Source organism: Salmonella sp. 32070601201500089SM (assembly GCF_017573605.1).
Classification (GTDB): domain Bacteria; phylum Pseudomonadota; class Gammaproteobacteria; order Enterobacterales; family Enterobacteriaceae; genus Salmonella; species Salmonella enterica.
The window spans coordinates 39442-52508 of record NZ_JAGETK010000001.1; the positions used below are offsets into that span (position 1 = coordinate 39442).

Annotated in this window: 12 protein-coding genes and 2 pseudogenes; 9 read left to right on the plus strand and 5 right to left on the minus strand. The window is 46.6% G+C overall.

Annotated features, from left to right (window positions below; translation table 11 throughout):
- Positions 1–7: 7 nt before the first annotated feature.
- The 5 genes from J4728_RS00175 to J4728_RS00195 all read left to right on the plus strand — a co-directional run bounded on the left by J4728_RS00175 (position 8) and on the right by J4728_RS00195 (position 5312).
- On the plus strand, positions 8–757 hold the full coding sequence (locus tag J4728_RS00175; protein WP_001523061.1) for an electron transfer flavoprotein subunit beta/FixA family protein: 750 nt from the start codon (positions 8–10) through the stop codon (positions 755–757).
- A gap of 10 nt (positions 758–767) precedes the next feature.
- Positions 768–1721 carry an electron transfer flavoprotein subunit alpha/FixB family protein gene (locus tag J4728_RS00180; protein ID WP_000157772.1) on the plus strand — a complete coding sequence of 318 codons (954 nt, stop codon included), beginning with the start codon at positions 768–770 and terminating at the stop codon, positions 1719–1721.
- A 32-nt stretch (positions 1722–1753) separates the two neighbouring features.
- The gene (locus J4728_RS00185) at positions 1754–1951 is read left to right on the plus strand and encodes a hypothetical protein (protein WP_001200424.1); all 198 of its coding nucleotides are present in this window, start codon (positions 1754–1756) and stop codon (positions 1949–1951) included.
- Between the two features lie 63 nt (positions 1952–2014).
- Positions 2015–3178, plus strand: coding sequence for an acyl-CoA dehydrogenase family protein (locus J4728_RS00190; protein WP_000835387.1), 1164 nt, complete (start codon positions 2015–2017; stop codon positions 3176–3178).
- 448 nt (positions 3179–3626) lie between these two features.
- Positions 3627–5312: an electron transfer flavoprotein-ubiquinone oxidoreductase gene (locus J4728_RS00195; protein WP_208210841.1), complete on the plus strand. Its 1686-nt coding sequence runs from the start codon at positions 3627–3629 to the stop codon at positions 5310–5312.
- A gap of 5 nt (positions 5313–5317) precedes the next feature.
- Here the strand turns inward: J4728_RS00195 and J4728_RS00200 are convergent, their stop codons facing one another.
- Both J4728_RS00200 and J4728_RS00205 read right to left on the minus strand, forming a co-directional pair.
- Positions 5318–6208 carry a LysR family transcriptional regulator gene (locus tag J4728_RS00200; protein ID WP_000545335.1) on the minus strand — a complete coding sequence of 297 codons (891 nt, stop codon included), beginning with the start codon at positions 6206–6208 and terminating at the stop codon, positions 5318–5320.
- A gap of 264 nt (positions 6209–6472) precedes the next feature.
- Positions 6473–6898, minus strand: a complete 426-nt coding sequence (locus J4728_RS00205; RefSeq protein WP_000287110.1) for a GntP family permease — start codon at positions 6896–6898, stop codon at positions 6473–6475.
- A 346-nt stretch (positions 6899–7244) separates the two neighbouring features.
- On the opposite strand from J4728_RS00205, the pseudogene J4728_RS24225 reads away from it, so the two are divergent.
- Both J4728_RS24225 and J4728_RS24230 read left to right on the plus strand, forming a co-directional pair.
- Positions 7245–7448 (plus strand): annotated as a pseudogene (locus J4728_RS24225) (IS1 family transposase); the annotation flags it as partial.
- Positions 7434–7924 (plus strand): annotated as a pseudogene (locus J4728_RS24230) (PQQ-dependent sugar dehydrogenase); the annotation flags it as partial. The pseudogenes J4728_RS24225 and J4728_RS24230, both read left to right, overlap by 15 nt.
- Here the strand turns inward: J4728_RS24230 and J4728_RS00220 are convergent.
- On the minus strand, positions 7921–8547 hold the full coding sequence (locus tag J4728_RS00220; RefSeq protein WP_079787718.1) for a glutathione S-transferase family protein: 627 nt from the start codon (positions 8545–8547) through the stop codon (positions 7921–7923). The pseudogene J4728_RS24230 and the gene J4728_RS00220 overlap by 4 nt on opposite strands.
- Positions 8548–8790: 243 nt before the next feature.
- Here J4728_RS00220 and dacC point away from each other — a divergent pair, with 243 nt between their 5' ends.
- Complete coding sequence (gene dacC, locus J4728_RS00225; RefSeq protein ID WP_000195712.1) at positions 8791–9993, plus strand: serine-type D-Ala-D-Ala carboxypeptidase; 1203 nt, start codon at positions 8791–8793, stop codon at positions 9991–9993.
- Between the two features lie 45 nt (positions 9994–10038).
- On the opposite strand, the gene deoR is transcribed toward dacC, so the two are convergent.
- A complete protein-coding gene (gene deoR / locus J4728_RS00230; RefSeq protein ID WP_000450103.1) occupies positions 10039–10797 on the minus strand; it encodes a DNA-binding transcriptional repressor DeoR in 759 nt (252 codons plus the stop codon).
- Between the two features lie 71 nt (positions 10798–10868).
- Positions 10869–11477 carry an undecaprenyl-diphosphate phosphatase gene (gene ybjG, locus J4728_RS00235; RefSeq protein ID WP_023221706.1) on the minus strand — a complete coding sequence of 203 codons (609 nt, stop codon included), beginning with the start codon at positions 11475–11477 and terminating at the stop codon, positions 10869–10871.
- A gap of 312 nt (positions 11478–11789) precedes the next feature.
- On the opposite strand from ybjG, the gene J4728_RS00240 reads away from it, so the two are divergent.
- Positions 11790–13022, plus strand: a complete 1233-nt coding sequence (locus J4728_RS00240; RefSeq protein ID WP_208210844.1) for an MFS transporter — start codon at positions 11790–11792, stop codon at positions 13020–13022.
- Positions 13023–13067 lie beyond the last annotated feature (45 nt).

A 13067-nucleotide genomic window follows, 5' to 3' on the forward strand; every position in this document is an offset into this window, starting at 1 on the left:
GTCACCAATGAAAGCTTTAGTTTGTGTAAAACAAGTTGTCGATCATAACGTTAGAATTAGAATAAAGCAAGATCATTCTGATGTTGATATTTCTGATTCAAAACTCAGTATCAATCCATTTGATGAAATTGCAGTTGAAGAAGCAGTACGTTTAAAAGAACGGGGATTAATCAGTGAGGTTGTTGTAGTGTCTATAGGAAACACAGGTGTAGGGGACGTATTGCGTACAGCACTGGCAGCAGGGGCAGACAGGGCAATACACATATTAACAAAAAACTCTCTTACACCACTAATTGTGGCCAAAACTATCACCGCTATTACCCGGAATGAAAAACCCGATATTATATTATTAGGCAAGCAAGCTATTGACGATGATTGTAATCAGGTAGGCCAAATGCTGGCAGCATTACTCGATCTTCCCCAAGCCACTAATGTTAGTGAAATTACTATTTCTGATAATTCATTAACTGCTGTTCGTGAGGTTGATGGAGGATTAGAAACGTTAAATTTATCCCTGCCTGCAGTACTCACTACAGATCTACGTCTGAATACACCGAGGAATATCAGTTTGCCGAATGTTATTAAAGCCAAAAAGAAACCTGTTAAGGAGATAGATTTCGATTCACTTGGTATTAACCCGTCATCCAGATTGACTATTATCAAAGTTGATGAGCCAGCAAGAAGGAAAGCAGGCATAATCGTTCCAGATATTAACACACTGCTAGATAAATTAAAAAACGAAGAAAAAGTAATTTAAGGAGAAAAATATGGCTTCTTTAGTTATTGCTGAACATAACGGCAATACTCTTTTACCTTCAACACTCAGTACTATCACTGCGGCAAAAGCCATTAATAGTGATATAGATATACTTATGTTAGGATATGGTATAGAAAGTATTGCAGTTAAAGCCAGTCATATTCAGGGAATATCCACTGTATTTGTTGCTGACAGCCCACTATTCGAACACCTTCTGGCAGAGAATGTGGAAAAACAGATCAGCTATTTTTTGAATAGTGGGAAAAATCATTATCAGTCCATTCTTTTTCCTGCAAGCTCTTTTGGAAAAAACTGTGCGCCACGCTTAGCAGCAAAACTTGATGTATCTCAGATTAGTGATATTACGCGTGTCATTGATCAACATACCTTTGAACGTCCAATCTATGCGGGTAACGCTATTGCCACAGTACACAGTGATGATGAATATAAAGTGATAACTGTTCGTCCTACCTCATTTGCGGCTGCGGCTGCGGTTGCGGAAGATGAGGGAAAAGCCCCCATTGAATTTACAGAGGTTGTTCTTGGTTCAGATCAGGTAAAATTTATTAGCCAACATGTTAATAAAAGTAACCGTCCAGACTTACAATCCGCCAGAGTTGTAGTATCAGGTGGACGAGGAGTAGGAAGTGCACAGGCATTCAAAGAACTTGTTGATAACCTGGCAGATAAATTAGGCGCTGCCGTGGGGGCAAGCCGGGCTGCTGTAGATGCTGGTTATGCACCAAATGATTATCAGATTGGCCAGACCGGAAAAATCGTTGCGCCTCAACTTTATATTGCTCTGGGAATTTCTGGCGCCATACAACATCTTGCCGGGATGAAAGAGTCAGGCGTCATTGTCGCTATTAATAAGGATCCTGACGCTCCTATCTTTTCTATTGCGGATTATGGTTTGGTAGCTGATATTTTCAAAGCTGTACCTGAACTTATCGATAAATTATAAATCATATTTTTTCCTCCTTAAAGGTAACTTTTATGCAATATACTGATATTCAAATTTGGCAGCCTGGCATTCTGCGCAACACCGATTATCTTAACCCCGGTCCCGCTAAGCTGCTGGCCGCCACTCTGGATAAAGACATCAAAATCTTTAAAGAGGGGGGGCGTTCTGCCAGAATTATGGCACTGGCTCTATTTTCTTCCTGTCGACCGCCAGTCAGATCTATCTGCTGATGGTCATCCGATAAAAGGTCATTTTCTACCCCCTGTTGGCGCTGGTTTATTGAGGAAAAAATTATGAAAAGTATTGAAAAGGATAAATATCAGGATATTCGTGATGCGGTTCGTTCATTATGTAGTGAGTTTGATGATAAATATCACCGTAAGATAGATGAAGCAAAAGCCTATCCTGAAGAGTTTGTTAATAAACTAACCAAAGCTGGTTGGCTGGCTGCGCTCATCCCGGAGGAATTTGGAGGGTCAGGGCTTGGTTTAACTGAAGCATCTATTATCATGGAAGAGATCAATAGATCGGGTGGAAACTCTGGAGCCTGCCATGGTCAGATGTATAACATGAATACGTTGTTACGTCATGGATCCGATAAACAGAAAGAATTCTGGCTGCCACGGATAGCTACTGGTGAATGGCGCCTGCAGTCGATGGGCGTCACAGAACCCACAGCAGGTACAGATACCACCAGAATTAAAACTACAGCTGTAAAAAGAGAAGACCGGTATGTGATAAACGGACAAAAAGTCTGGATTTCACGTGTTCAACATTCAGACTGGATGATTCTTCTGGTTCGAACTACTCCGCTTGCAAATGTAAAACGTAAATCCGAAGGGATGTCTATTTTCATGGTTGATATTAAAGAAGCTATGAAAAATGGAATGACAGTACGACCTATTCCCAATATGGTCAATCATGAAACCAACGAGCTCTTTTTTGACAACCTGGAAATTCCCGAAGAAAATCTTATTGGTGAAGAGGGTATGGGTTTTCATTACATACTTGATGGTTTAAATGCAGAGCGTACCTTGATTGCGGCAGAATGTATAGGCGATGGATATTGGTTTATGGATCGTGTTACCCGCTATACCTGCGAGCGTGAGGTTTTTGGTCGTCCCATTGGTCAGAACCAGGGGGTGCAGTTTCCTATTGCAGAAGCATTTATTGCAGTGGAAGCGGCTAATCTGATGCGTTTTAAAGCGTGCGAGCTTTTTGATCAGCATCTTGATTGTGGAGCACAGGCTAATATGGCGAAATACCTTGCTGCGAAAGCCAGCTGGGAAGCAGCCAATGCCTGCCTGCAATTTCATGGTGGATATGGTTTTGCCTGTGAGTATGATATCGAACGAAAGTTTAGAGAAACACGTTTATATCAGGTTGCTCCCATATCTACCAACCTGATCCTGAGCTATATCGCTGAGCATGTGCTGGAGATGCCACGTTCATTCTGATGTCAAATCAATTGGAAAAATATTATGAAACAGTTACCTCTGTCCGGAGTCATTATAGTCTCGATTGAACATGTCATTGCCGCTCCCTTCTGTACCCGACAGTTGGCTGATTATTTCTCGCGGGTAACTATAATAGAATGCCAAGAAAATAGGGACTTTTCCTGCAATTATGATGAACGGCTTAAAAATGATTTGTGTATATTCTTTTTCATCTGAGGGAGAAAGATAAATATAAATGTTATGGAATGCTTCATCATCACCGACATTTTTTTTATAGTTGATAACTGGCTATATAGTCTTATAGGCACCTTTTTCTAAGGTTGAACATTCCTATACCATTTCATCTGTTTCATCACTATGATATTTATTTCATTGGTTACAATATGAATGCAATTTTATTTACATAATATAGCTGTTCCTACGGTGCTGAAAAATTAAGGAGTTAATAATGAACGATACACTTTCTAATACCCAGCAATCACGTGAGACAATAGAATGTGATGTTCTTATTGTGGGAGCAGGACCCGCCGGATTATCTGCAGCTCTTAAACTTAAATTACAGGCAAATGACGCAGGAAAAGAACTGTCCATTATCGTCCTTGATAAAGGAGCTGAGCCTGGTTCTCATATTCTCAGTGGGGCAGTCATGGATCCCCGAGCGCTGAATGAACTAATTCCTGATTGGCAGGAAAGAGGCGCACCCATTAAACAGCCTGTTACTCAGGATAAATTACTGTTACTGACGAATGAAAAATGTATTAATTTGCCGGATGCATTGATTCCTGATAATTTTCGCAACCATGGAAACTTTATCGTAAGCCTCGGTAATCTCATTAAATGGCTCGCCGGTCAGGCAGAAACGTCAGGCGTGGATATTTATGCAGGCTTTTCGGCAACTGAGATACTGTATGATCAGGATACTAACATTATCGGTGTAGTAACTGGTGATATGGGACGTCATCGGGATGGCAGCAAGAAAGAGGGGTTCCAGAGTGGAATAGAAATTCTGGCAAAATATACAATTTTTGCCGAAGGGGCCCGCGGTAGTCTGGCTAAAGAACTGATCAAAAAATTTCATCTTGATACAGGCAAAGCACCCCAGAGTTTTAGCATAGGCATAAAAGAGTTGTGGGAGGTTCCATCAGACCAGTCCCATCCGGGGCTTGTAATTCACACCACAGGTTGGCCTCTGGATAAAGAGTCGTTCGGGGGGGGGTTTCTCTATCATCTTAATGATAATAAAATTGCACTAGGTTTGGTTGTGGGACTTGATTATTCAAATCCCTGGTTAAGCCCTTTTCAGGAAATGCAGCGCCTGAAAACACACCCTTCTATACGCAAATACATTGACCGGGGTAAGCGTATTGGTTATGGCGCAAGAGCAATCAATAACGGCGGGATTGCGTCTATGCCTGATCCCTGTTTACCTGGTGGTCTGCTGATTGGTTGTAATGCCGGTACGCTCAATGCAAGTAGAATCAAGGGCATCCATACAGCTATCAAAAGTGGCATGATAGCGGCTGACGCTATATTTAATGCTTTGCTGGACAACAGGAAAAACGACATACTGACAGAATATCAAACATTACTGCGACAGAGCTGGCTTTGGCAGGAACTGGAAAATGGTAGTAATTTCAAACCCTGGTTTAAAAAAGGGCGTGTGATAGGTTTTATCATGACTGGCATTGAGCATTGGCTGCTTCCCCGAATGGGTATAAAAAAAATCCCCTGGCGTGTAAAAAATAACCGACCGGACAATATCACTCTGCAACCGGCCAACAAAAGCCAGAAAAAACTGTACGACAAACCTGACGGTAAACTGACGTTTGATATTTTGTCATCCGTCTATCTCAGTAACACCTGGCATGATGACGACCAGCCAGTACATTTGAAAATCAGTGATCAGAATATCCCTATATCCATTAATCTGGATATTTATGGTGGCCCCGAAGAACGATATTGCCCTGCCGGAGTATATGAATTTTTACAGGATAGTGAAACACAAAATATGCGTCTGCAAATAAATTCACAGAACTGTATTCACTGTAAAGTTTGTGACATTAAAGATCTTAAACAAAATATAACCTGGACTACGCCTGAAGGTGGCAACGGACCAAATTATACAGGGATGTAACGCTATCACTCAGTCTGAGCTGTGAGCATAGTAACCAGTTTTTGTGTGAAGCCGGGTAATTTGTCAAAGCTTCTGGCGCAGATTTGTAATTTTCTTAATGACCAAAATTCATCAAGATCAATAATCGAAAATTCATGCAACTGACGCAAACGGGATGCAGCAGAGTGAGGCATTATACCAATGCCCACTTTTGCTTCAACCATACGGCAAAATGTTTCAAAGTTGCCGACCTGTATTCTAATTTTCAGTTTAGATGGTACTAGTTCTGCCTTTTTTCGGATAAATTCAAACATTCCTGTCCCTTCAGGCAGGCTGATTTGTTCATATTGAATTAATTCATGAAAGGTCACGCTTTTTCTGTCAGCAAAGGGATGGTCTGTCGCGGTGATAAGCACTAGCCTATCAGTACGGAACGGCAGTATTTCAAGATTATCTGTTGTAATATTACCAGCAACAATTCCGAGATCAGTTTTCCCCTCAATAACAGAACGTACAATTTCCGGACTTGGATACTCCCTGAGATCAATATTCACATCGTTATATAGTGTAAGGAAATGGCTCAACAATGGGGGGAGATACTCTGCAATAGCAGTTATACTGGAAAATATTCTGACATGTCCTTTGATGCCTTTAACATGCTCCTGCATATCGCTACGTAACATTTCCATTTGATTCACAATAAGGCTGGCGTGGTGTTTAAATGTTTCACCAGCAGAGGATAACGTTATCCCCTTGCTACTACGATACAGCAATCTCAGATTGATACTCTGTTCAAGATTACGTATACGCACGCTACCAGATGCGGCAGACATGTAAGTTTTTTCCGCTCCACGTGTTAAGCTCCCTTCTTCACTGATAGCAAGGAATAATTTTAAATCTTTTATATCAAAGTGCATCGTTGTGGCTCATAATTAACGTATAATACAGTGTGCTGCTTTTTTATAGACTCAGTCAGACTGAGTATTTCGGCCTATCCGAATTCCTGTCACGTCGAGATAACTACAAAATGTAGGCTGACGGTGTCACCGCCCTACCATGATCCGGGGCGGATCTGGTAGGACGCTGATGACCGCTGACAGGGGGTCAGGTCAGACATATTGTCGGAACCGTTGTAACGTAGATGCTAATACCTGCTCCCCGTGGTCATCAGGTTAACCCGTTTACAGCGGTTTTTTCAGCCCCGGCAGATTTATCATAAACTGATCACCGTAAATATGTGGAATCAGCCAAGTAAAGAACAGATTGGCAAACGCCACCACAAACAATGATACGCCTCCATAGGTCAATAAAGCGCATACAAGAATAATCATCGGCATGGCTTTGTTCTGGCCCACCATACAGGTCACAGCACTGACAATTGAGTAGTAAAAACCAGCAAATTCAATCAGCTTGCCAAATACTGCACCCAGCAGAAAGACAGGAAAATAAAGTTTTACAAAACCGATCAACTTATCCATAAATATATCACTGAAAACCGGGGCGACCGTCACTGGACGGGTGAACAGAACTGCGCCAAGTGCTACCAGCGGAGCAAAAAGGATCACACTGTAACCACGATAAGCGACCAGCATCAGTAATGAATACATTCATTGTCTTATCTCGCTAGCATGACTACCCATTTTATCCATGTTATGCAACAGCTTGTGTCATATTTTTCTGATCTCCATTTTAGATCAGACAGGCTATTACTCAGGGATTCCGGCGCGAAGAATGGAACATACTCTAAAAAGTACTCGGCGGATTCAAGTCGGTATCACTCCGTTAATAATCTTTATTCTCGACCCGCTGCATGTTGATTTTACGGTTAAACGCCGTTCTCTTATTCATCGCAGGAGTAAACCATCATGACATGCAGTGAAATCCCCAGAAAACGATCATGTATTCAATCGTTGATTATCGTTTCGAATACCGACTTTTATCGCAGGATTTATGATGGCTAAAGTCGATGTGAAATGCCCGTTTTGCGCGCAAACGGCATCCGTTAAAAAGTATGGTCCGGGGAGTGCAGGGCACCAGCATTACCGCTGTCAGGCATGTTGCCGCAGCTTTCAGGTCGACTATGAATACCGCGCCTGTCAGCCCGGCATGAAAGGGCAGGTTGTTGATCTTGCCATGTACAATGCCGGTATTCGTAATCCGCAGGGGCTGGCCATCAATCCCTGGAGCGGCGCGCTATGGCTGCATGAACACGGTCCGCGCGGCGGCGATGAAATTAACATCCCGGAAAAAGGCAAAAATTATGGCTGGCCGCTGGCTACATGGGGCGTTAACTATAGCGGTCTGAAAGTGTCGGAAGCCAAAGGTAAAATTGTCGCGGGGGCGGAGCAGCCGGTTTATTACTGGAAAGATTCTCCGGCAATTAGCGGGATGGCCTTTATATCAGCGACGTTTTTGTGCCGTGACGGCATAAACTGTTTATCGGCGCGCTAAAAGATAAAGAGGTTATTGTGATGCGCGTCAATGGCAATACGGTGACGGAAGAAGACTGTATTTTGAGTGACAGAAAGCAACGTATCTACGATGTGCGTGTCGGACCTGACGGCTACTTATGTGTGTTAACCGATGAGTCCGACGGGCAGTTACTCAAGGTAAGTCCTGCAGCCACGCGTTAGGTCACCGGGATCATCACCACTTTGCGAAAAGCAGGGCGCTCGGTAAGCTGCTGATACCAGCGTTCCAGATTCGGGCGCTGCGTCCACTTCAGACCCACGTTCAGCAGGTTATAGACGAAAGGCGCAATAGCGATATCGCCGGTGCCAAAGTTATCCCCTGAGAACCACGGCTGGTGGGCCAGAGCGTCATCAAGCAGCGCAAACAGGCTATCACACTTTTCGATACCAGCTTCAATTGCCGCCTGGTCGCGTTTTTCCGGCGGGGTTCTGACCAGTCCCATCAGGATCACGCGGTGCGCCGGGCTTAACGTTTGATTCGCCCAGTCCATCCATTTTTCGCCCTCCGCACGCCGCGCCGGATTATCAACCCATAGCCGGTTCTGGCCGTATTGCGCCGCCAGATAGCGGACAATGGCATTGGATTCCCACAATAACAGGTCGGTTTCATCATCTTTAAGCAGCGGCACCAGCCCATTAGGATTCATCGCCAGATAGTCGGCATCCTGGTTAACGCCGAATTTTCCGCCTGCCAGAATTTGATCGTATGGCAGTTCCAGCTCTTCAAGCGTCCACAACACTTTTTTAACATTAGTCGAGTTGTTCCGGCCCCACAGCGTAATCATATTAACCCCTTCCGTTTTATCAGGATGATGACAGTAATCGGCCTACCGTGAGATAAACCTAACATTTACACAATGGTCTGTAAAAAAATCGTTATGAAGGAAGCGTAACGGGATGTTATTGCATAAACTTTAAAAACTTTACCAAGTTACGGTTTCTTTAACGTCGTGAGTGCGTTATTACTCACCGCACTTATTACACGGTGGTGTGACGTGTGTTTTTGGAATGGATACTCGGGTGGTACTATGACGCAATACGCTTCTTCCCTTCGTAGCCTCGCGGCAGGTTCGGTTCTCTTATTCCTTTTCGCTTCGCCTGTAAAGGCAGAGGAACAAACGATCGCGCCGCCGGGCGTTGATGCGCGAGCCTGGATCTTAATGGATTACGCCAGCGGTAAAGTACTGGCGGAAGGCAACGCCGATGAGAAACTCGACCCTGCCAGTTTGACAAAAATTATGACCAGCTACGTGGTGGGCCAGGCGCTGAAGGCAGGGAAAATCAAGCTGACCGATATGGTGACGGTGGGCAAAGATGCCTGGGCGACGGGGAACCCGGCGCTACGTGGGTCGTCGGTGATGTTTCTGAAGCCAGGCGATCAGGTGTCGGTTGCGGATCTTAATAAAGGCATCATCATTCAGTCAGGTAACGATGCCTGTATCGCGCTTGCCGACTACGTCGCCGGAAGCCAGGAGTCCTTTATCGGCCTGATGAACGCCTATGCGAAACGACTGGGGTTAACCAATACAACCTTCCAGACGGTACACGGTCTTGATGCGCCAGGGCAGTTCAGTACCGCTCGCGATATGGCGTTGCTCGGCAAGGCCTTGATTCACGATGTGCCTGACGAATACGCCATTCATAAAGAAAAAGAATTTACTTTTAATAATATTCGTCAACCGAACCGCAACCGCCTGTTGTGGAGCACCAATCTGCATGTCGACGGCATGAAAACGGGGACAACGGCTGGCGCTGGGTATAACCTTGTCGCCTCCGCCACTCAGGGCGATATGCGCCTGATCTCTGTCGTGCTGGGGGCGAAAACGGACCGTATTCGTTTTAATGAGTCAGAAAAACTGCTGACCTGGGGTTTCCGCTTCTTTGAAACGGTCACGCCGATTAAACCTGACGCGACATTCGTGACGCAGCGGGTCTGGTTTGGCGATAAGCGTGAGGTCAATTTGGGGGCGGGCGATGCGGGGTCTGTGACGATTCCGCGTGGGCAGCTTAAAAACCTGAAGGCCAGCTTTACGTTGAACGAACCACAGCTCACGGCGCCGTTGAAGAAAGGGCAGGTTGTCGGCACCATCGATTTCCAGCTTAACGGAAAATCCATTGAGCAACGCCCGTTAATGGTGATGGAAAACGTCGAGGAGGGGGGATTTTTCAGCCGGATGTGGGATTTTGTGCTGATGAAACTCCATCAGTGGTTTGGCAGTTGGTTCTCGTAAAATAACTCCGTTGCCGGGTGCGCGTCGCATCCGGCAAACCTGCGGTTAATACATCAGAGTAATTTGTTGCGCTTTAGCGTAGGCCACAAAGGCCTCATCAGGACGGCGGTCGCTGATAATCGTATCAAAGCGTGATAATTCCCCCATCCGCGCCGGACGTACCTTGCCGAATTTACTGTGATCCACCACCAGTACATGGCACTGTGCCATTGTCATTGCCCAATGTTTTACCGGCAGCTCTTCCAGATTAAAGCAGGTAGCGCCTTTACTGGTATGAACGCCAGCGGCGGAATAAAACGCGATATCCGGACAAATATTGTTTAACGTTTCATGGAAATCAAGCGGTTTGAAAATGGCGTTGCTGGCGTGAAACTCCCCGCCGCTGAGGATGGCGCGGCAATGGGGTTTGTCCTGCAGCGCCAGAAAGGTATTAAGTGAATAGCACACCGCCGTAAAGGGAAGGTCATTATCAATGGCTTCAATGATCCACGGCGTGGTGGTGCCGCAGTCAATAAATACCGTCTGATGCGCTTGTACCAGGCCCGCAGCCAACTGAGCGGCTCGGCGTTTTTCTTCCACCAGACGAGATTTTTGATCGCTTAACAGATAATGACTGGCGCTGCGGGGCTCCAGTACGATATATCCGCCCAGCAACACGACAGGCGCGCTTTTATGGTTCAGGTCGCGACGAATGGTCATTTCAGAGACGCCCAACAGGGTCGCGGCTTCTTTAAGATGAAGTTTATCGCTGCGTTTTAAGGCCTGCAGCAATTGACCAATACGCTCGTCGCGTCGCGTTTCCATAGTTCCCCTGGAGAGTTAAATAAGCGCTCCGCACCATACAGAGCGCTTAATATTACTCTTTTTTTCGCTGTTTAGTCACGTACCCAGCCTTTTCGAATGGGCAACGCGAAACAGAAACGGTAACAACGTTGCAGCGCCTGGTAGAGCGGCGCGCCGTACCACTGCCAGATCAGTTGCGCGCTCAGGCAGCCAAGCATCGCTACCAGCAGCGCGCCAATCATATCTAACGGCCAGTGTACGCCGAGATAGACGCGCGACCAGGCGATGGTCATGGCTATCGCCATCATCACGATGCCTGACCAGAGGCGGTGCCAGAACAAAAACGCCAGCGCAAAGGTAAAAATCACCGTACCGTGATCGCTGGGGAACGAGTCATCGGCGGCATGATGCAGGAAGTTATAGCCGATATGATCGACAAATGGACGGTCGTGCGGGAAAAGGTGTCCCATTGTCCAGGAGACCGCCAGACTGATAATCAGCGCGATGCCGATTTTAACGATCAGCTGGCGCTGGGCGCAGACCCGATCGCGGGGCCCCCACAGCCAGAGTACAACGGCTAAGAGCGGGACGATGTTGATGACATCTTTGGCGATAAAGATAGCGAGCGAAATCGTCCACTGCGCGGAATCAGGCGTGGCGTTAATAAAATAAAACAGCGTGTTGTTAAGGTTTTCCAGCATAACATCCAGGCTCGGAGCAATGAAATCAAAAGGGATAGCCAGCTCATCCCCGTGCAAACTGAGCATAAATGCAGCGTAACAGAGAGGAAAAGCAGTATTGTCTTATTTGGCGGCAACATGAAGAGATTTAAGACAATGGCATAAAATAAAGTTGATGATAACGGCGCAAACTTAAATTAACCTTAAAGTATGCAAGCGCTAAGTGGCTTTCTGTAAAAATGTGCGCTATTTCCCTTGCAGCCTCATAATTCGCTATCTCAGTTCCCCGACTTTCATTACACTCTGCGCGGTTTTTATTGGCGAAGAGATGGTATGCAGAATCGTTTACAATCAGGCGGCAGGCTGGGACGTCAGGCGCTGCTTTTTCCTCTCTGTCTGGTGCTGTACGAGTTTTCTACTTATATTGGCAACGACATGATCCAGCCGGGTATGCTGGCGGTGGTTGAGCAGTATCAGGCGGGCCTGGACTGGGTTCCGACGTCCATGACCGCTTATCTGGCGGGCGGTATGTTCTTACAGTGGCTGCTTGGCCCGTTGTCTGACCGGATTGGCCGTCGTCCCGTGATGCTGGCGGGCGTCGTGTGGTTTATTGTCACCTGCCTGGCGACGTTACTGGCGAAAAACATCGAACAATTTACCTTCCTGCGTTTTTTGCAAGGGATTAGCCTGTGTTTTATCGGCGCTGTAGGGTATGCCGCGATTCAGGAATCCTTTGAGGAAGCGGTGTGTATAAAAATTACCGCGCTGATGGCGAACGTGGCGTTAATCGCGCCGCTACTGGGACCACTGGTTGGGGCTGCATGGGTGCATGTTCTGCCGTGGGAGGGGATGTTTGTTTTATTTGCCGCATTGGCCGCTATCGCCTTTTTCGGGCTACAGCGCGCAATGCCGGAGACCGCCACGCGGCGGGGCGAAACGCTGTCATTTAAGGCGTTGGGCCGGGATTATCGGCTGGTGATAAAAAACCGGCGGTTCGTCGCAGGGGCGTTAGCGCTGGGATTTGTCAGCCTGCCGCTGTTGGCCTGGATTGCGCAGTCGCCAATTATCATCATTAGCGGCGAACAGCTCAGCAGCTATGAATATGGTCTGCTGCAGGTGCCCGTTTTTGGCGCGCTCATTGCCGGTAATCTGGTGTTGGCGCGTTTAACCTCCCGACGTACGGTTCGCTCGCTGATCGTGATGGGCGGCTGGCCTATCGTCGCGGGGCTGATCATCGCCGCGGCGGCGACGGTGGTTTCATCCCATGCTTATTTATGGATGACGGCGGGATTAAGCGTATACGCTTTTGGCATTGGGCTGGCGAATGCCGGACTGGTGCGTCTGACGCTCTTCTCCAGCGATATGAGTAAAGGAACGGTCTCGGCGGCGATGGGAATGCTACAAATGCTGATTTTTACCGTTGGCATTGAAGTCAGTAAACACGCCTGGTTAAGCGGCGGCAATGGGCTATTTAGCCTGTTTAATCTGGCAAACGGTATTCTTTGGCTACTGCTGATGCTGGTCTTCTTAAAAGATAAGCGGACGGGGAATTCGCAAACAGTCTGAGAGAGCGGCTACGCCTGATAAGCTTTCTGTTATCAGGCGTAGAGA

Excerpts from the sequence above, each read along its gene's own strand:
- J4728_RS00175 (WP_001523061.1), top strand. The coding sequence starts at position 8 with ATGAAAGCTTTAGTTTGTGTAAAACAAGTTGTCGATCATAACGTTAGA.
- J4728_RS00180 (WP_000157772.1), top strand. The coding sequence starts at position 768 with ATGGCTTCTTTAGTTATTGCTGAACATAACGGCAATACTCTTTTACCT.
- J4728_RS00185 (WP_001200424.1), top strand. The coding sequence starts at position 1,754 with ATGCAATATACTGATATTCAAATTTGGCAGCCTGGCATTCTGCGCAAC.
- J4728_RS00190 (WP_000835387.1), top strand. The coding sequence starts at position 2,015 with ATGAAAAGTATTGAAAAGGATAAATATCAGGATATTCGTGATGCGGTT.
- J4728_RS00195 (WP_208210841.1), top strand. The coding sequence starts at position 3,627 with ATGAACGATACACTTTCTAATACCCAGCAATCACGTGAGACAATAGAA.
- J4728_RS00200 (WP_000545335.1), bottom strand. The coding sequence starts at position 6,208 with ATGCACTTTGATATAAAAGATTTAAAATTATTCCTTGCTATCAGTGAA.
- J4728_RS00205 (WP_000287110.1), bottom strand. The coding sequence starts at position 6,898 with ATGTATTCATTACTGATGCTGGTCGCTTATCGTGGTTACAGTGTGATC.
- J4728_RS00220 (WP_079787718.1), bottom strand. The coding sequence starts at position 8,547 with ATGATTACGCTGTGGGGCCGGAACAACTCGACTAATGTTAAAAAAGTG.
- dacC (WP_000195712.1), top strand. The coding sequence starts at position 8,791 with ATGACGCAATACGCTTCTTCCCTTCGTAGCCTCGCGGCAGGTTCGGTT.
- deoR (WP_000450103.1), bottom strand. The coding sequence starts at position 10,797 with ATGGAAACGCGACGCGACGAGCGTATTGGTCAATTGCTGCAGGCCTTA.
- ybjG (WP_023221706.1), bottom strand. The coding sequence starts at position 11,477 with ATGCTGGAAAACCTTAACAACACGCTGTTTTATTTTATTAACGCCACG.
- J4728_RS00240 (WP_208210844.1), top strand. The coding sequence starts at position 11,790 with ATGCAGAATCGTTTACAATCAGGCGGCAGGCTGGGACGTCAGGCGCTG.